13 protein-coding genes and 1 riboswitch are annotated in these 18,343 nt (G+C 45.4%); of the genes, 7 read left to right on the forward strand and 6 right to left on the reverse strand.

The features are described 5' to 3' along the window. Positions 1 to 287 precede the first annotated feature (287 nt). A complete protein-coding gene (gene rbsK, locus Q4Q52_RS03595; protein WP_311987380.1) occupies positions 288 to 1,199 on the reverse strand; it encodes a ribokinase in 912 nt (303 codons plus the stop codon). A gap of 19 nt (positions 1,200 to 1,218) precedes the next feature. Beyond that, positions 1,219 to 2,175 (reverse strand): pyrimidine-specific ribonucleoside hydrolase RihA, encoded by a 957-nt coding sequence (rihA, locus tag Q4Q52_RS03600; RefSeq protein ID WP_259507810.1) that lies wholly within the window; start codon positions 2,173 to 2,175, stop codon positions 1,219 to 1,221. Positions 2,176 to 2,409: 234 nt separating this feature from the next. On the opposite strand from rihA, the gene Q4Q52_RS03605 reads away from it, so the two are divergent. The 3 genes from Q4Q52_RS03605 to Q4Q52_RS03615 all read left to right on the forward strand — a co-directional run bounded on the left by Q4Q52_RS03605 (position 2,410) and on the right by Q4Q52_RS03615 (position 7,165). Continuing rightward, on the forward strand, positions 2,410 to 3,852 hold the full coding sequence (locus tag Q4Q52_RS03605; RefSeq protein WP_311989859.1) for a hypothetical protein: 1,443 nt from the start codon (positions 2,410 to 2,412) through the stop codon (positions 3,850 to 3,852). Positions 3,853 to 4,056: 204 nt separating this feature from the next. Beyond that, positions 4,057 to 4,725 (forward strand): hypothetical protein, encoded by a 669-nt coding sequence (locus Q4Q52_RS03610; protein WP_311989860.1) that lies wholly within the window; start codon positions 4,057 to 4,059, stop codon positions 4,723 to 4,725. A 136-nt stretch (positions 4,726 to 4,861) separates the two neighbouring features. Then, positions 4,862 to 5,095: riboswitch (cobalamin riboswitch) on the forward strand. A 108-nt stretch (positions 5,096 to 5,203) separates the two neighbouring features. Continuing rightward, positions 5,204 to 7,165 (forward strand): TonB-dependent receptor, encoded by a 1,962-nt coding sequence (locus Q4Q52_RS03615; RefSeq protein ID WP_311989861.1) that lies wholly within the window; start codon positions 5,204 to 5,206, stop codon positions 7,163 to 7,165. Positions 7,166 to 7,228: 63 nt separating this feature from the next. On the opposite strand, the gene Q4Q52_RS03620 is transcribed toward Q4Q52_RS03615, so the two are convergent. Further along, positions 7,229 to 8,443 (reverse strand): hypothetical protein, encoded by a 1,215-nt coding sequence (locus Q4Q52_RS03620; protein WP_012090173.1) that lies wholly within the window; start codon positions 8,441 to 8,443, stop codon positions 7,229 to 7,231. Between the two features lie 678 nt (positions 8,444 to 9,121). Here Q4Q52_RS03620 and Q4Q52_RS03625 point away from each other — a divergent pair. Beyond that, positions 9,122 to 9,850, forward strand: a complete 729-nt coding sequence (locus Q4Q52_RS03625) for an HDOD domain-containing protein (RefSeq protein ID WP_006084102.1) — start codon at positions 9,122 to 9,124, stop codon at positions 9,848 to 9,850. 100 nt (positions 9,851 to 9,950) lie between these two features. Here the strand turns inward: Q4Q52_RS03625 and Q4Q52_RS03630 are convergent, their stop codons facing one another. Further along, complete coding sequence (locus Q4Q52_RS03630; protein ID WP_311899680.1) at positions 9,951 to 10,856, reverse strand: LysR substrate-binding domain-containing protein; 906 nt, start codon at positions 10,854 to 10,856, stop codon at positions 9,951 to 9,953. Positions 10,857 to 11,056: 200 nt separating this feature from the next. Between Q4Q52_RS03630 and metE the strand changes: the two genes are divergently transcribed. Further along, positions 11,057 to 13,327, forward strand: a complete 2,271-nt coding sequence (gene metE, locus Q4Q52_RS03635; RefSeq protein WP_311989862.1) for a 5-methyltetrahydropteroyltriglutamate--homocysteine S-methyltransferase — start codon at positions 11,057 to 11,059, stop codon at positions 13,325 to 13,327. Positions 13,328 to 13,552: 225 nt separating this feature from the next. Here the strand turns inward: metE and queG are convergent, their stop codons facing one another. Beyond that, positions 13,553 to 14,755: a tRNA epoxyqueuosine(34) reductase QueG gene (queG, locus tag Q4Q52_RS03640; RefSeq protein WP_311989863.1), complete on the reverse strand. Its 1,203-nt coding sequence runs from the start codon at positions 14,753 to 14,755 to the stop codon at positions 13,553 to 13,555. Between the two features lie 176 nt (positions 14,756 to 14,931). Here queG and Q4Q52_RS03645 point away from each other — a divergent pair, with 176 nt between their 5' ends. After that, entirely contained in the window at positions 14,932 to 15,729 is a 798-nt protein-coding gene (locus tag Q4Q52_RS03645; RefSeq protein WP_220776630.1) for an ABC transporter substrate-binding protein, read from the forward strand. Here the strand turns inward: Q4Q52_RS03645 and Q4Q52_RS03650 are convergent. Further along, the gene (locus Q4Q52_RS03650) at positions 15,726 to 17,648 is read right to left on the reverse strand and encodes a diguanylate cyclase (protein WP_311890981.1); all 1,923 of its coding nucleotides are present in this window, start codon (positions 17,646 to 17,648) and stop codon (positions 15,726 to 15,728) included. The genes Q4Q52_RS03645 and Q4Q52_RS03650 overlap by 4 nt on opposite strands. Positions 17,649 to 17,803: 155 nt before the next feature. Here Q4Q52_RS03650 and Q4Q52_RS03655 point away from each other — a divergent pair, with 155 nt between their 5' ends. Next, complete coding sequence (locus Q4Q52_RS03655; protein ID WP_311890980.1) at positions 17,804 to 18,328, forward strand: phosphatase PAP2 family protein; 525 nt, start codon at positions 17,804 to 17,806, stop codon at positions 18,326 to 18,328. Positions 18,329 to 18,343: the final 15 nt, after the last annotated feature.

Below are 18,343 nucleotides of genomic sequence, written 5' to 3' on the forward strand. Positions count from 1 at the left end.
TTCCTTAGTTGAACAAGGGTAGCCGAGTCCTTTTGACTCGGACATGCGCCTACCAGAATAAGCAATCTTCATTAAATGGGAATGAAATCAGCGTGTAAATTATGTATATGCAACTTTCGTTTGAAAGCTTGCATCGTTATTGGCGGCAAAATTGTTAGCGGTAAACATAGGTGAGTACTTAGTTGGAGTGAACTAAGTACTCAGAAGTTATTATTTATATGTTTGATTTATAAATGATAATTTGTAGGTTCTAACGCAGGGCGTCTACTTCAGAACTTCTTACGTTTTTAGTACGAAAGCTCCTGTCGATAGGGAATAGCACGTTGTGCACCTGGGCGAGTGACAGTAATGGCACTGGCCGCATTGGCAAATCCCACGGCGGCAGCAATTGACATACCTTCGCTCAAGCCGACGACTAGGGCGCCGTTGAAGGTATCCCCTGCAGCGACTGTGTCTATGGCTTGCACTTCAAGTGCGGGCACTAGCCCGGTAAAACCTGGGCTGCTGATATATGCGCCGCGACTGCCTAAAGTAATCACTACAATTCCTACACCTTGCTGGTGCAGAAGCTGCGCAGCCATTTGAGCATCATCGAGATGGTTAATTTCAACGCCAGTTAAAGCTTCTGCTTCAGTCTCATTAGGCGTAATCACATCAACCCATTTGAGTACATCGTGGCCAAGGGCGGTCGCTGGGGCGGGATTTAATACCGTAGTTACGCCAAAGGTTTTTGCCATTTGTAATGCCTTTGCCACTGTGGCAGCAGGCGTTTCTAGTTGAATTAAAAGGAATTGAGCACGGGAAAACAGAGCATAGTGATTTTCTAAATCATCGGGTGAAAGAGTGGCGTTGGCTCCCGCAGCAACACCTATGGTGTTTTCACCGTTGTCACCGATAAAAATCATCGCTGTGCCTGTACTCTGCTCCGCTATCTGGCTAATACCTTCTGTACTGATGCCATCTTTAATCCAGCTTTGACGCATATCATCGCCGATACTGTCTTGGCCGAGGTGGCAGATAAAGTCAGTGCGGGTGCCTGATTTAGCTAAACGCGCGCAGGCGACTGCTTGGTTGGCTCCTTTACCTCCCTGTTCGAGTCGATAATCTCGGCTCATTAAGGTTTGCCCTGCTGCGGGCAGGTACTCAAATTTCATCACATGATCGGCATTAGCACTGCCGATAACGAGTATCTGGCTCATAGAAAACTCACTGTTATTTTCATCTGCGATTGAGATAAGTTGGATCATAGACACGTAAACTGTCTACCAGTAAATCGACAAAACCGAGTCTGTCGAGCCCAAATAGCACAGTCGCATTGGCGGTTTTGCCTGTGAGTTGATAGCGATCAACCACTGTCATGCCTAAGGTCAACTCGCTTTGGGTTTCAATCCCGACCCAGCAATCTTGTGCCTCAAACAGCTCAGGTTTGAGCAACCAAGCGATAGTACAGGGGTCGTGCAATGGCGCGCCAATGAAGCCCCATTTAGGATCTCTGTGGTAAATCATAAAGAAATCTAATAACTCGGCGACGCACTGAGCAATTGGATTTGGGATGGCGCGAATCCGTTCTATATCTTCATCCATGATTTGCGCTTGATGGGTCACATCGAGCCCGCACATAGTGATGGGAATACCTGACTTAAAGACGATATCTGCGGCTTCGGGATCGACAAAAATATTAAACTCGGCGGCAGGCGTCCAATTACCGACACCCGCGGCGCCGCCCATCAGCACAATGCGCTCGATTTTAGGGCGCAGCTCGCTATGACTCGCCAGTAAAAGGGCAATGTTAGTCAGCGGCCCCGTGGGCACTAAAGTCACTGGCTGTGTGCTTTGGCGGATTTGTTGCGCCATCAGTTCAACGGCCGTTATGGCTTGTGGGCTGAAGCTCGGTTCGGGCAATGCGGGGCCATCGAGGCCAGTCTCGCCGTGAACATTGTCGGCGATAATCAGTTCACGTGTTAGCGGCTTAGTGGCACCGCCCGCGACTGGGATATCACCACGGTTTAACAGGGTTAAGATCCGCAGGGCGTTGTTGAGGGTTTTATCTGGGGTTTGATTGCCAGCGCTAGTCGTGACGGCAAGGGGAACGAGGTCTGGGTGAGCTAAGGCTAAGATCAGCGCGATAGCATCGTCATGGCCGGGATCGCAATCAAGAATAATGTGACGAGTCATACTGTTACTCCTTTAAACAGCGGTACTGGATACTTAGAATAGCATGCCATAAGTTAGGCGCTAGCCTGTGGAGGATACTTGCAGAGCAAACTGTGAGCGTTTTCGTCTTTTTATCAACAAGCTGCTAGAATTCTGCCCATTTTTGACACTAGGCGATGCTAGGTTAATCCATTCTCGCTCTGTCCGCTGCACAATATTGAATGACATATCCAAGCAAATACAAGGAAATAAGTAATGCTCACTCATCGAATCACTTGGCCCATGGCTTTACTCGCGGGCATGGTTGCCATGCAGATCTCTGGCTGTAGCGATCCTCAACCTATGGCCATTATTGAAAGCAATAACGAGTCATTGCTGCAGTTCGATAATGGTAAACTCATCCAATTTAAGGAAAAACCGAGTCCGCAGTATCGCCATATTCCCTGTGATTTACCCGCGGTAAATACCGTTGTAGCAAATGATATGGCAGTGGCTGCCATCACCCAAAATGGCGATGTGATCACTTGGGGAAATAGTTTTAGCGGCGGCGATAGTCGTGAAGTTGCTGCGGAGCTTAAACACGTCAAACAAGTCGTGCCTATAAAGGAAGGTTTTGCCGCACTACGTGAAGATGGCACTGTGGTGTACTGGGGACGTGCAGGGAAACTGAGCCTCGACAAAGCCCTGCAAAGTCGAATGACAAACATCACTAAACTCTATGCTAATCGTGAGGCGGTAGCCGCACTCGATGCTAGTGGAAAAGTGCACACTTGGGGTTATGGGGCCGAAGGCGGCAATAGCCAACATGTGCAGGATAAACTGTTTGATGTCGTGGATATTTTTGCTGAAGGACGAAGTTTTACTGCTCTTAAAAAAGACGGAAGCACTGTGATTTGGGGGCAAGTTGAACGGTCAACCAATATGAAAAAGCTGCTGCCACAGTTAATGGATGTTGTGAGTGTTGAATATACCCAAGGAACTTATGCAGCTCTAAAAAAGGATGGCAGCGTCGTAACTTGGGGGCAGAGTAGTGATGTTTATTCTATTCGCAGTGCGCTACTGGATGTCGCGAGTATTACGTCAAATAGCTGTGCTTTTGCAATCTTAAGTCCAACGGGTGAGGCGCACTTTTGGGGCAATGAAACGAACTGTGGTATCGATTGGCTTAAACAAACGGATATTAAAGGCGTGAACAGTATTGTCAGTGTTGGCACGGGATTTTTGTTGCTGCGTGACAATGCCGTACCGCAAATCCTGGTCGATGATAGTGACTACGCCTATCTATATGGTTTTCACTATGCTCAAGATATCCTCAATCGGTATTGGCAGGATGGAAGCAAGATCACCCCAGGTTCGGCATCATTTGTATTTACCCGTCCTGACGGCAAAGTCGTGCCAGTAGGTTATAGGGCTAACCTAGACAATGTTGAGAAGCTCATAGCGCGTATTCCACGATTAACTTGGTTAGCGAGGGCGGGTGAGGGGTATGTCGGGATCAGTGAAAAGGGGGAATGGGTCTCTTGGTCGATGAATAACGAGATGTTCGCTAAATCTCCGCTACCGCCTGCCGATTCGTTGGTGATAAAGCCGCTGGATTTTACCCCTGTTGCACAATGCGAAACGCCAGAGCAACGACAGGTGATTCTGAGTCAGGAAAGGCCTAAACCTGAAGTGAAAATGTGGTTGTTTAGTGAATAGCACTAACCTCTTTGCCGCTATTGTGCTGATAAACGGGATATTTCCCTGTTATTCAAGTCGTGATAGTGATTATTTCTTTTAAAGTGGCAGTTAATATAACTTTTTGACTGTTTTCAGCGAAGGTTCTTCGTTAGAATGCTGGGTGTTTTCTGTTCAATTTCATGATGTCGTATTAATTATAAGTGCGATACAAGGATGATAAGTATGAAATTAGCATTGTGTTCACCTATTGGATTGTTTCAAGGTGCCAGTGTGTTATTACTCTGCAGCTTAATTGGCTCAGAGCCAGTTCAAGCCACATTAGATTTAGCTCGGAGCGAAAGCGGCGCTGCTCATACCCATGTATTGCCGGTATTTGGTCAGCAATTAGGGTTCAATCTGCCTGCGGGCTGGAAGCAGGCTTATCATGAGGAGCAAGCAGGCATGTTTATGGCAGAATATGTGCCTGAGCAGGAAGCATTAACCCAGTGGAGTGCACTATTTTGCGTGCAGGGCTTTAAGGATATGGCCGAGAGTATTAGCCCTGAGCGTTTTTTAGATGCGATGGCCCAGACCTATAAATCGACCTGTGACGGCGAAGTGGTGTACCAGAAGCTCGGCGACACTGAAGTTGATGGACACGAGGGATTTAAAGCTATTTTAGGCTGTACAGCCATGCCCAATATCCACAATGCCACGCAAGTGAATCCCAAAGCCTATGCTTCGATTCCTCAAGGGGAAATTGGCTACTATACGGTTGTCAGTGGCAATAAAGATTTGTATCTACTGCATAAGTCGATGCGAGGTGCCGTTTTTTCTGCCGATAAACCACCACTGCAGGCAGATAATAGCCAAGATTTTATCTCCGCTTTAGTCCCATTCTCCTTGAAGTAGACTGTAGATGTTCGCTTGAGTTTGATGGACTTTCATCCGTATAGACGTCTATAATGCGCGCGCTCAGGCTCTATAATGTGCTGAGCCTTAAGGGAGTATCGCTGTTTTATTGATGGCTGTGCCCTATGAATCAAATTTTTAGTCAACCTTCTGAGGTGCTTGCGTGCGAAAGCCGCGAGATAATCGGGAAGCCAGTGAAATTCTGGCACTGCCCCCGCAACGGTAAAAGGTGAGAGAAGACCGCGTTTGATTGGTGTGTTCAAGACAGAACCCGATAGTCAGAATGTTAAAGGTCAGTCTCGCGTTAATTCTATTTTTACGGATTAACATAGCCTAAGTCCGGAGACCGGCCCTAAAGGTGTTTTTGAGATTTCGGTGGGCAGATCTCAAAATGCGATAGTCACTGTCAGTATCTTTTACTGAATGAACAGTATCGTGGCGCTAATGCCCCGTTTTCCTTGCAGGAGTTAAAGGTAAAATGGGAACAAATCCAACAAAAATCGCGCTGCTGATCGGTAGCCTTTGCAGTTTTTCCGTTATCGCGCCCGCTATGGCGGCAGACGATACCAGCACAGCGAAAGTCGACGAGCATCTTGTCGTGATCGGCCGCTCTGACAATACCCCGTTAAATATTGCCGCGAATGTGAATGTGATTGACGCTGCGGCGATTGAAATGAGCGGTGCCACTAGCGTGACTGAGGTTTTACGCGGTCAAAGCGGTATTCAAATTTCGGATAATAACATCGGTACTAGTTTTGCGATGCGTGGCTTTAGCGCCAGCACTGCCGTTAATAACACGCTGATTTTACTTGATGGTCGTCGCCTCAATAATATCGATATCGCTGCTCCTAGTCTTAATGCCATTCCGCTTAACCAAGTCGAGCGCATCGAAATTTTATCGGGTAGTGCGGGTGTGCTTTATGGCGACCAAGCGGTAGGCGGCGTGATCAATATTGTCACTAAATCCCCTGAAAATACTGGTGGTAGCGTGCAGTTATCCGGCGGCAGCTTTGATACCTATGAAGGTCGCGGTGATGTGTCTGGCGCGATCAACAAGGATTGGCGTTACTTTTTCACTGGTAGCTATAACCAAGGTGACAACTACCGCAAGCATAATGCCAATGAAACAGGGTCGATTTTAGGTCGCATTCAATATAAAACGGCCACAGATTCGTTCTTTATTGAAACCAGCTATTACGACGATGACCGTGAAAATCCTGGCTCATTGACAGAAGAACAGTTCAATAAAGACCCACGCCAATCTTTCAAGAGCAGCGAATATGTCCATGAGATGACCACTGCGGCGCGCACGGGTTATCAGCATCAGCTTAATCAAAATTGGGCTTTAGCAGCGGATTTAGATTATAGCGATACCTTAGTGTCTTCTTTTAATTGGGGGGCGAACAGCCATAACACGCGCTCACTGTTGATGTTTAGCCCTAAAGCGTTAGCGAACTACAGTACCCGTCAAGGTGAGCTAAATCTAGTCACAGGTTTAGACATCAGCCGTGGTAAGGCCGATTTTGACACTATGGCGCGGAGTAATGTACAACAAATGCAAAGCGCCTATCTACAAGCCACTGTGCCATTAAGCCATACCCTAAGTTATGTTGTGGGTGGTCGTTATGCGCGGGTGACCGACGAGTTAGTCGATGGTAATGTCTATCCTAATGGCATGGATTTAGATGAAGATGCGACAGCATTCGAGTTTGGCCTGAACTACCGTCCTAGTACAGAGCACAGATTCTATCTACGTGGCGATGAAAACTTCCGTTTTGCGAAAGTGGATGAGCAAGCTTATACCTCTAAAAATGTGTTTGGCTTAAAGCCGCAGACGGGCCGCTCCTACGAAGCGGGTTGGGATTGGACTCTTGCGAGCCAAACTTTACGAGTAAGCCTATACCGTCTCGATTTGGAAGATGAAATTGTCTTCGACCCAAGTGCGGAAAAACCTGAACTTGGCAGTTTCCAAGGTGCGAACGTTAATGCCGACGCTTCTCGTCGTTATGGCGCGAGTGCCGATTGGGATTGGCAGGTGACTCAAGCAATGCAACTCGGGTTAGAGTATAACTATATCGATGCTGAATTTACTGACGGTATCAATGATGGCAAGGAGCTGTCTTGGGTGGCAAAACACACGGGGCGTGGTTATGTCAGCATGGATTTTGCTGAGCATTTCCAAGTCTTTGCCGAAGCTATCTACACGGGTGATCGTTTTATTGAAGGCGATAACGGTAACGAAGGCGATAAGCTGGCCAGTTATGTGCTTGGTAATTTAGCCTTGAACTACAACCGTGATGCTTGGCTTGCCAGTCTGCGTATCGATAACCTATTTGATAAAGACTATGTTAGCGCAGGCTATTATGGTGGTGGAATATATAATGGTTATTACTCAGGCCGTGGTCGCGATATTCGTTTAACCCTTGGTTATCGTTTTTAATATCTGACTAAATGAGCGAATTTAGCAGCCTTTAAATCAATATAAAGGCTGCTTTTTTTGCAATTATTTACTCTTAAATTGTTTATCTTGTTCTTCTTTATTTAGCGGTTTAATACCAAGATAATATTCATAACTATTTTTATCGCTGTTATCGACAGTCGTCTCATTTTTGCTATTAATTTCTTTCGATGTACTGTCTTCTTTATTTGCATACATAGTTAATTTAGGCTTAGTCTGTTTAGGCTTAGTCTCATCAGCAGTCGACTTATTCGCTATGCTCTTAATTTCTTCATTATCAGTAGCGGATTTATCTTCTACCTTGCCAAATCTATAGTTAAAAATTGCATTGGTTTCTACTGTTTCAATGGTTGATTTTTTCATGGTTTTGTATGAAGCAACAATGCCATGCTTACCTAAGGTAACTTCGGGGTAAATTTTCTTACCAGTACCAACCTTCGCACCATCGATATACCAGTCTGCATCAACGTTACTCGTAAGGGTAATGACTGTGGACTTCAGGCCCAGTTTTTCATTGAGTAATGATTCTATTTTGTTGTTATATGACGGTTTAAACGTCATATTAACTCTGTAATGCAGTTCACCATTCATATTCATACTAGCATCAATAACCTTGTATGATAGCAGTACACTTTTATCACTAAGGAATGGATCTGAATTAATCGTGTTTTTAACTGTATACTTTTCGGTATTTTTTAAACAATCATTTATAGATTGAAATTTAGAACAGGTCATGGAGCTTTCTAGGTCAACTGACTTAATACTATCAACACTAGATAACTCAGCAACAATACGATTAACAATTTCTTTTTTTAATGCAAAAAGCTGTGCGCTTCTTTGGGTGCGTTGACTGTTAACAACTTCGTATTGTTTTAATATGTCTTGATAGTTTTCTTTATTTTTAACTTCGTCATCGACTGATTTCTTTTCAAGTGAATCAATGTTTTTTACTAAGGTTTCGATTCCTTTGAAGTAATTGCTCGGGTCACTTTCTGTTAAAATAGCATTGGGTAATGCCAATATTGCCTTGTTATAATTCTCTTTCTCGTTTTTGATGTTTTTTAATAGTGATTCATAATCATATTCACTTTTCTTATGATTAGATAAACGATCATTTATAGATATTAACAAGTTATCAATATCAAACTTTTGTTCGATTTGGTTTACTGTTTGGTTTTCAGTTGCTGTTATCAACTCTAAGGCGTACGAGTTACTTGCACACAAGCACAACAAAGCAATGGTAAATTTACTGTATCTCACGTTTCTCTCCGATATTTTATCTGAAACAGTCAAAACTGCTTACTATTTCCGTGCTTTGAGCAAAAAACTCTACGTTTTGACCATGATACTTAAGTTGATTTTTCTTTTCAAATGGATTGTTTGTTTGCCAATTCCAAATAAAGACATTTCCACTTTGATATCAGTTTGAGGCTCAATTGTATCCTTTGATTGAGTCATCTTATATTGGCAAGATTCTCATGACCATGATACTAAATGATGCTCATTACAGAACAATTGTTGCTGAAAACTGTGGCACTAGAGTGATGAGTAGTAATGAGCTAAAAGTCGACTATGTAGCGGGAATGCTATGCTTCAACACTGATGTTGAATTGGTCATTGTAAGTGAGAGGCATATTGCAATGAAATGCGAATGGGTGTCGCTTACCCTCGTTGTAGAAATAGAGATAAATTATTAGACGGACAGGCTCGTGACGACTTGAAGAATGGAAATGTTAAAATTGTTTTAAAACATGGGATTATATCTCCACCTCCAGCACCTTATTTGCTTCACCATTTGATGTTACATATAAGGTAGTCATTTTTTATTCTTTTCGTTAGGCTATTGTGCGACTTAGTACTGAAATTCTTTAAATTTTGGGTATGATGTGAAGAGTAACCGAATCATCTTATTGCTAATAAACAGGTGCAAAGTGTCTTATGACAGATCTTGAGCAACAGGTTTTTACTCAAGTTAGAGCTATCATAGCGAATGAAGAGCAAGTGATTGGCCGCCGAGGGATTTTAATTCCACTCAAAAAAGCGATCCTCGCTGAAGGCGACATTCGTAACGTGATCGACATTATCTCGAGCGATCCCGCATTAGCGGCGCACATGTTAATGCGCAGTAATTCCGCACAGGCATCTGGGGTGATTAACCCTAAGACGCGCTCTTTGAAAGAAGCTTTGGTCCGCTTAGGTCAAGTTAATATTTATCGCTACGCCTTTACGTTCTATTTAAAAGAACGCCTCGATGAACTACCACAGCCCTATAAAAAGTTGGTCCAAGGTTATTGGAAGCTGACTGAAGATATTGCAACTGATGCGGTGGATAGTTTAGCGGAGATGGAAGGTGTGGAGGTTGATGCTGACGAAGTACAAACCTTAGCTCTGTTCAGTGTGTTCGGGCAAATTATCGCACTTACGGCCTTTGCCTATTTAAATGCTAATGCCGAACAGTCATTTCCTTTAAGTGTGATTAAGTCATTGATTGATAATCAACAACAGACCTTAACCATCGAAGCGTTCGAGGCGTTAGATCTCGATCAGGATCTGCGTCAAGAATTTATGATCGCCCATAATTTGCGTCAGACCCGTAATCCTAATTCATCAGGGTTGATACTGCGCCGTGTCTTGTCTATGCGTGGATTGTTGATGAATCCGCTGTAATTTTGAGATTCGCTAAACAGCTGCTTGATCCTATGAAATAATCATACAATTCAATAAGAAAGCCTGCATCAGCAGGCTTTTTTTTTAGGTTTCACCTGTGTTAATTTGTCTTCTGCTGGCGGGATAAACCTTCACTCGCCACCAGTTGTAACCAATTTTGGATCAAGGCTGAGTTGGCGCTATGGCGGCGATAGGCGCCAAACAGAGGGCGTTTCAAGCCTTCTTGCCCTAGCTTCACCGTGGTGAGGCTTAGGCCATGTCCTTCATTTATCGACCAGTTCGGCAGGGCAGCGATACCATCTTTGCAGGCGATGCGTTGCAATAACATCATGGTTAAATCACAGGTTTTTTGCTCGCCCGCTTCTATGCCTGCGGGTTCTAAAAAGTGGCGATAGATGTCTAAACGCGTTAGTGGTACGGGATAACTGATAATAGGCAAGTGTGCTAATTGCTTAGGGGTGACATAGGCTTCTTTTGCTAGAGGATGATCTTTAGCAACCACTAACTTCACTTCAAAATCAAACAAATGCTGATAAGCGAGTGAATGCCCAGGTACAGGATCTGAGGTCAGCACTATATCCAGTTCACCCATTTCCAAGGCATTGAGCGAGTCGAACAAGTGACGGCTCGACAAGTCTAACTCGGCTTGGGGATGTTCTTGTCTAAATTGCTCCATCACAGGCATTAACCAGCGAAAACAGCTGTGACACTCAATGCCGACACGTAACTGATTGGTTTCGGTTTCAAGGCCATTCTTAAGATCTGTCTCGGTTTCTAGCACCTTAGGCAAAATTTCTTCCGCGAGATGAAGCAGACGCGCACCTTCTTGGGTGAATGACAGCGGCTTACTTTTACGCACAAAAATAGGCGAGTTAATCCTTTGCTCCAACTCCTTTATTTGGTGGGAGAGGGCGGATTGAGTGACAAAACGTTTTTTGGCTGCGCCCGCCAAACTGCCACTTTCCTTCAGGGCCATTAAGGTTCGCAGATGTCTTAGTTCGATCATGTTCACTCCAGGTGAAATTCGCTCATGTTGTGCTTGAAATCAATTCGGTTGCTGGAATAGAGACTAACACAATAAACTTCTAGACGTCCAGACGCCCATTGTTATTTATCAAGGCGGAAATACTGAAAAGTGCCAAGAGAACACAATCTGGTGGGTGCAAGTGCCGAATTTGGCTTATCTCAAATAAAGGAAGATAGGGTATGCAATTAAATAGTCTTGGGTTTCCCCGTATCGGGCGTCGACGTGAATTGAAATTTGCTTTAGAAAAATACTGGCGTGGTGAGAGTACTCAAGCCGAATTATGTGAAGTAGCGAGTGAACTGCGCCGTACCCATTGGCAGTGGCAAACCGCAGCGGGCATCGAGCAAGTACCCGTGGGGGATTTTGCCTTTTACGATCAAGTATTAACCCTGAGTGCGACCTTGAATGCCATCCCTGATCGCCACCGCGGCGAAGGCGCTATCGATCTCGATACCTTATTCCGTGTTGCCCGCGGCAGAGCGCCGACAGGCCAAGATGCGCCAGCCTCTGAAATGACCAAGTATTTCAATACTAATTATCATTATTTGGTGCCAGAGCTGACGCAAAACCAAGAGTTTTCGATTGCTTACGAGCAGTTTTTTGATGAAGTCAGCGAAGCGCAAGCGCTAGGCTATAAAGCCAAACCTGTTCTACTCGGTCCAGTCAGTTACTTATACCTTGCTAAAACCGTCGGCCAAGAGTTCGATAAGTTAAGTTTATTACCGAATTTATTAACGGCTTATGCTGATATTCTGGCGCGTTTCGCCGCCCAAGGTGTGGAATGGGTACAGTTAGATGAGCCTGTGCTGGCATTAGAATTAGACCTGCATTGGCAAGCGGCGATGACTAAGACTTATCAAGCATTAAGCACTGCTAACGTTAAGGTTCTCTTAGCGAGTTATTATGGCGGTATTGCGCATCATCAAGCCCTCGTATCTGCCTTGCCTGTTGCTGGTTTGCACTTGGATTTAGTTACGGCGCCAGAACAACTGGTTGTGTTTGCAAATGCGTTGCGCAGTGAGCAAATTTTGTCGGTGGGCGTGGTTAATGGCCGTAACGTGTGGGCGGCAGAAATCGATTTGATTGCCGAGCGTATTGGCGCAGTGGCGCGTGATTTAGGCGATCGTCTGTGGATTGGCACATCATGTTCATTGCTGCACAGCCCAGTCGATTTAGATGTTGAAGTCAAACTATTACCTGTGCTGCGTAAACAGTTAGCCTTTGCTAAGCAGAAACTGTTGGAATTGAGCAAAATTCGCCAATTATTGTTGGCGCCTAATTCGGATGAAGCACAAAAAATCAGTGCTTTTTGTATCGCTCGTCGTCAAGCCAAAGCACAGGCTGCGGATAAGCAAGTGATTGAGCGTGTTGCGGCATTAACCACTGCGGATTACGAGCGTGTCAGTGATTTCAGCGTACGCCAAAGCGTGCAGCAGCAAAAATACCGTTTACCCCTGTTACCCACTACGACCATAGGTTCGTTCCCGCAAACACCCGCTATTCGAGGATTACGCAGCCGCTGGCGTAAGGGCGAGATAAGTGATGCTCAGTATACTGAGCAGTTACAGCAAGTGACCCGCGATACTATCGAACGCCAACTAAAACTGGGTATCGACGTACTCGTGCACGGTGAAGCCGAACGTAACGACATGGTGGAATACTTTGGCGAGCAGTTAGCTGGCGTTGGTTTTAGTAAAAATGGCTGGGTACAAAGTTATGGCTCACGTTGTGTTAAGCCACCCTTGATTTACGGCGATGTGAGTCGTCCAAAAGCTATGACAGTCGAGTGGGCTGAGTTTGCCCAGAGTCTTACCGACAAGCCCGTAAAAGGCATGTTGACGGGGCCTGTGACAATTCTGCATTGGTCATTCGCCCGTGAAGATATCAGCCGCGATGCGATTGCGACACAACTGGCGCTGGCGATTCGTGATGAAGTGGTCGATTTACAAAATGCGGGGATTGGCATTATTCAAATCGATGAGCCCGCCTTTCGTGAAGGTTTGCCATTGAAGCAAAGTGAGTGGCAAACCTATTTAGATTGGGCGGTGAATGCCTTTAAACTCAGCGCTGCTGGCGTGACTGATGAGACTCAAATCCACACTCACATGTGTTACAGCGAGTTTAACGACACGATTGCCGCGATTGCTGCCATGGATGCCGATGTGATCACAATCGAGACGTCGCGTTCGCGGATGGAGTTACTCAACGCCTTTGAAGATTTTGAATATCCAAATGAAATCGGCCCCGGTGTGTATGACATCCACTCACCAAATATCCCAAGTGTGGAGGCCATGGTGCAGTTAATCGAGAAAGCGGCGCAGAAAGTACCCGTGCGTCAATTATGGGTCAACCCAGATTGTGGCCTAAAAACCCGAACTTGGGATGAAGTTGAACCTGCATTGAAAAACATGGTCGATGCCACGCGAGAACTACGTCGCCGCCTTGGTTAATATCACTGCTTGAGTGAGAGTTCTTAACTGAACTTATTGAGCTTACTCAGTAAAAAGACACCGGATGTTTATGCCTCCGGTGTCTTTTATTCGCTGCGAATAAGGGAAACGCCACAGTCTATTGGCCATGTTTAATATCAAGGTTCAATAGACGTACGGAGCGAATAACGATTCTTAGTTTAGGCTAATTAATCAGTAGTAAGCTATTGATAACCTTGTTAGATGTTAAGCATCTCGTGGTAAGCCTTTTTTGATAATACGCACCATGCGTTCAGTCTTGCGGCGTGCTTTTTGTTGTTCAATTGCTGCGATATCGGCAAGGCGCGATTGTTGCGCATTGAGCGCCCACTCGATATGTTCACTCACTATCTCATCGATATCGTCACTGTTATTGCGGGCGTTAAGTGCGGCAATAATACTTGGGCTTGCGGGGGCGTTACCCAGTGCGACTGCGATATTACGTAACCAGCGTTTATGGCCAATGCGGCGAATGGCGCTGCCTTCAGTTTGCTTTAGAAATTCGGCCTCGCTCCAAGCAAAAAGGCTGAGAAGGTCGGGCTGTTTTAACTGAGGGCGAATGTGGAAGTCGGTTTCGGCGGTGAGCGGCGCTTGGCGATTGATAGGGCACACGAGCTGACAATCATCGCAGCCATAGATGCGATTGCCCATGAGTGGCCTAAATTCTTCAGGAATGGCGCCTTGCAGCTCGATGGTGAGATAGGAAATACAGCGTCTGCCATCGACCACATAGGGTTCTACGATTGCACCTGTTGGGCAGGAGGTGATGCAGGCGACGCAACTGTTACAGCCTTCTTGGATTGGAATATCCACAGGCAGAGGCAAATTGATCAGTAGCTCACCTAAAAAGAACCAACTACCCGCCTCATGGTTGAGTATGAGTGAGTGTTTACCTGTCCAGCCGATACCGGCTTTTTCGGCTAATGGGCGCTCGAGTACGGGCGCTGAGTCGACGAAGGGACGGAAATCGGCGGCATCGAAACCGAGCGCAACTAACTCTGCACTGATTTGATCCCCCAGCTTTTTAAGCCGAGCGCGGATCAACTTGTGGTAGTCGCGACCTCCCGCATAACGGGAAATATAACCTAAGTTGGGATCGGTGAGATTCGTAGCAAAGCCAGCTTCGGGTGGTAAATAATCCATCCGTACGGATATCACCCGCACTGTGCCCGAATGCAATTCTTGCGGGCGAGCGCGCATCATGCCATGGGTGGCCATATACGCCATTTCGCCATGAAACCCTTTGTCTAGCCATGCTTGGAGTTTGGCTTCTTCGGCCGTTAAATCTGTATCGCAAATGCCAACCTGCGCAAATCCGAGTGCTTTTCCCCACGTTTTTATTTGCAGCGCGAGCCGCGACAGTGTGCTGGCATAGGATTGATTAGGGATTGGATTGGCTAAAGTCGACATGGATTCATTGCAGCGAGGCTCTTGGCTAGGTGGCAATATGATAGCAAGTTTTCACTTGTTGCGGACGAGTTTACTCAGTGAGCATGAATGAGGCGCGATTTTCTTTAGGCAATATGTTTATTTGCAGCTGAGATTGAGTCTATGATTAGGTTTAATGTTTCGCTTTTGGTATCAGTATGCTGAGTGCGTTTTCTCCTAGGGCATTTTTTCTTGCGATGAGTCTGTTAGGCCTAATGCCTAATCTTGTTTTTGCTGCGCCTGATAAGTTGAAATTGGTGACCGAAGCTTGGCCTCCCATGAGTTACGAGCAAGATGGCGTTCCCCATGGTTTTGCTGTGGACTTAGTGAATACCCTGCAATCGAGGCTGGGACAGAGCGAGAAAATCGAGGTGTTACCTTGGGCACGGGCGTATTCGATTGCCAATACTTCGGCGAATGTCTTACTTTTTGCGACGTCTATTAATGACGAGCGTGAAGATCATTTCGATTTCATTGGCCCGATTGCAACCAGCAAAATTGCTTTGTATGCGAGGGCGGCAGATCCCATAGTGCTCGAGCAACTTGCTGAACTGCAATCTAAAGATATTGTCGGGGTTTATCGAGAATCCGCTGGAGCACAGCTGTTACAACAAGCGGGTGTCGATAACTTACTGGTGGCGAGTTTTCCACAGCAATCGGCAAAGCAGTTACTGTTTTCTCGAATTCGTTTCTGGTGCCAAGCGGATCTTGCGGTTAAGCAGATATTAGAAGAGGTTGGCGCAAGTGAGGCCGATATACGCCAAGTGTATGTCGTATCTGAGATTAATCTGTACTTAGCCTTTTCTAAAGGGACCTCGGCGGTCACGGTCACGAGTTGGCAAACAGAGCTTGAGAAAATGAAAGACTCAGGGGAATTTAGTCGTTTATATCAGACATGGTTTGGTGCTCTGCCACCGCCCTTACAGCATCAAGTGTTTTGGCATAAAAGTGTTTAACTCTCACTCGCAGCCTCATTTTTGGCGGCTTTAACACAATTTCTTCCCGCATTTTTAGCCTCATAAAGGGCGTCGTCGGCACGTTTCAGTAGGCTGGCAAAGTCTTTGTCTTGATAGGTGTTGTCACTATTGGGCTGCGGCGCTAAGGTTGCGACTCCTGCGCTAACAGTCAATTTGAGTTCAGCGGGTAAATCCCCTGCGCCTAGGCGGCTAATATGAGCTTGCAACTGATGGGCAAGTTCACAAGCACGTTCAGCATCCGTGTTGGGTAAGAGAATTAAAAACTCTTCACCACCGATACGGCCAATAAGATCTTTATTACCTGTTAGGGCTTTACCTGCGCTTGCGATCGTCAGTAAGGCGCGATCGCCCAGTTCATGGCCGAAGTTATCGTTAATTTTCTTGAAGTGGTCCGCATCAAAGATAATCACCGAAAAAGGGTTTTGTTGTTTTAAGGCTTGCTGAAAATACTGCGCGGCTTGGGCATAAATATGCCGACGATTAGGGAGTTTGGTGAGGTAATCGGTGAGGGCGATGACCTGCAGTTGGCGATTTCTCTGTACTTGTTTATACGCAAATATCGACACTATTGTCAGGATAAAGCCCGTCAATAATAAAATAATGTGTTGTAATGATTTATTCTTCTCGAGTAGCGCGAGTTCTTGTTCTTTAAGGTTTTGGTTTTCAATCAAACGTTGATTTTCAGATTCAATCCTAGTGGTATCAAACTTCACTTTTAATTCTGTGGTTTGATGAGAGAAGGAGTTGTCATCGACTTTTTTGGTGAGGGCGACAAATTCCTGCAGTGCGCCATAGGCCGCAGGTAAATTATCCATCGCCGCATAGACATCACTTTTCAGCTGTAATAGTTGGGTGAGTCCCCGATCATTTTGCAGAGTTCTAAAGGCTTTTTCCCCTTGTTCGAGTTCAGTAAGCGCTTCTTTATAACGTGCTTGTTGAAACTTGATATTGGCCGTAAAGAGTTTCATAAAGCTATAAGCGGCATAATCTTTTTCGCTAATCACAGCTGCGGCTTCAGTTAAATATTTTTCCGCTTCATTAAGACGATGGAGTTTGATTAAGCTAAAGGCAATGTCCGTCGCCATAGTGGCGGCCACTTTTTCTAGCTGATGTTCCTTAAAGTATTGATAGCTGAGCAAGAAATGATCAATAGCTTGTTGATGTTCACCCAGTTCATCTAAAGCCAGACCTATTTCTGAGGTGACATACATTGCCTGCTCTTGGTTATTGTTCTTTAAATAGAGTGCTTTGAGTTTATTGTAGTAACGGATTGCACTTTGGGGATCGCCATAACGTCTAAAGCTGGTGGCCATATCGGCAAGATTGATGTTAGCCCAGCCGGTTAAATTCAGTGACTCGTAGAGATCTTGTGCAGTTATCAGATCGTCTAATGCCGCAGAAAAATCGCCAATATAGGAATACAGAGCGCCGCGAAGGCTGCGTGAGTCGGCAATGAGTTTAAGATCCTCATGCTCATAGGCACGCTTAACGCTGAGGTTAAAGCCTTCCATTGCGCTATCTACATCACCATTTAACTGCAAAAACCAAGAATGACAAAGCATGAGGTCGGTGATGAAATGCGCGGAAGCCGTTGGTGGAATAAGGGTGAGTGTTTGACTCGTATTCTTAACTGCCTGTGCTATGTCTGTATCCGTTTCGGCACTTTGATCCCAGCATTTTAGTAGCTGTAGCTTTTCATTGCGTAGTACATCGTCGGTTGCAATCAGTTTGCTCAATAACGCAAGATCGTTGTCAATTGCTTCGCGGGTCATGGGCTCACCGCTTTCAAGTCTTTCAAATATTTTATCAACCTGAGTCTTTTCTTCTGCCATAGCGAGGCTGAGCGGCAGCAAGAGCAGCAACAAGGTAAATGATAAGTATCGGAATGGACGTAGCAAAAAAGGTTTCCTGTTCGCATTAAAATCAATAGGTAATAATGAGCTTAGCATAACTTGTTTGTTCATTTTGAATATAGATGTATCTCAATTTTGCATTCGGCTAGTGATCAAGGTATAAACTTCGCCTTGAAAATTATTCTAAAAAGGAATCACCCTTGAAAAAATTACTTTGTGCTGCCCTACTTATGATAAGCAGCAATAGTTGGGCTGGTTCAGATTTAGAAACCTCGGGCGATGTATTGCACTTATTGCTCCCCGCAACGGCAATGGGCACGACATTATTCTATGAAGACGGTTACGACGGCAGCTGGCAACTCATTCAGGCGGCAGTATCGAGTCGATTAATTGTTGAAGGCCTAAAATATGGCGTGAGCAAAGACAGACCCGACGGTAGTGGCGACGATTCGTTCCCATCGGGTCATACTTCAGATAGCTTTATGGCGGCGACGTTTATTCAGCAGCGTTATGGCTGGCAATATGGTTTACCCGCCTATGTCGCTGCATCGTATGTTGGCTATACCCGAGTGGCGAGCGATCAACATTACCTAGAAGACGTGTTAGCGGGTGCTGCAATTGGCGCACTAGCGGGTTGGTATTTTACTCAGCCCTATGAAGGAATTACTGTCACACCGATAGCAGGTAACGGCGTTTATGGTTTATATGTGAGTGGTCAGTTTTAAGTTTATTTTTTGAAT

The organism is Shewanella sp. SP1S2-4, assembly GCF_031932075.1.
GTDB lineage: Bacteria > Pseudomonadota > Gammaproteobacteria > Enterobacterales > Shewanellaceae > Shewanella > Shewanella baltica.

Coding starts and splice junctions, on each gene's coding strand:
- metE (WP_311989862.1), top strand. CDS start 11,057: ATGCAATTAAATAGTCTTGGGTTTCCCCGTATCGGGCGTCGACGTGAA.
- Q4Q52_RS03605 (WP_311989859.1), top strand. CDS start 2,410: ATGCTCACTCATCGAATCACTTGGCCCATGGCTTTACTCGCGGGCATG.
- Q4Q52_RS03625 (WP_006084102.1), top strand. CDS start 9,122: ATGACAGATCTTGAGCAACAGGTTTTTACTCAAGTTAGAGCTATCATA.
- Q4Q52_RS03645 (WP_220776630.1), top strand. CDS start 14,932: ATGCTGAGTGCGTTTTCTCCTAGGGCATTTTTTCTTGCGATGAGTCTG.
- Q4Q52_RS03610 (WP_311989860.1), top strand. CDS start 4,057: ATGAAATTAGCATTGTGTTCACCTATTGGATTGTTTCAAGGTGCCAGT.
- rbsK (WP_311987380.1), bottom strand. CDS start 1,199: ATGAGCCAGATACTCGTTATCGGCAGTGCTAATGCCGATCATGTGATG.
- Q4Q52_RS03615 (WP_311989861.1), top strand. CDS start 5,204: ATGGGAACAAATCCAACAAAAATCGCGCTGCTGATCGGTAGCCTTTGC.
- queG (WP_311989863.1), bottom strand. CDS start 14,755: ATGTCGACTTTAGCCAATCCAATCCCTAATCAATCCTATGCCAGCACA.
- Q4Q52_RS03630 (WP_311899680.1), bottom strand. CDS start 10,856: ATGATCGAACTAAGACATCTGCGAACCTTAATGGCCCTGAAGGAAAGT.
- rihA (WP_259507810.1), bottom strand. CDS start 2,175: ATGACTCGTCACATTATTCTTGATTGCGATCCCGGCCATGACGATGCT.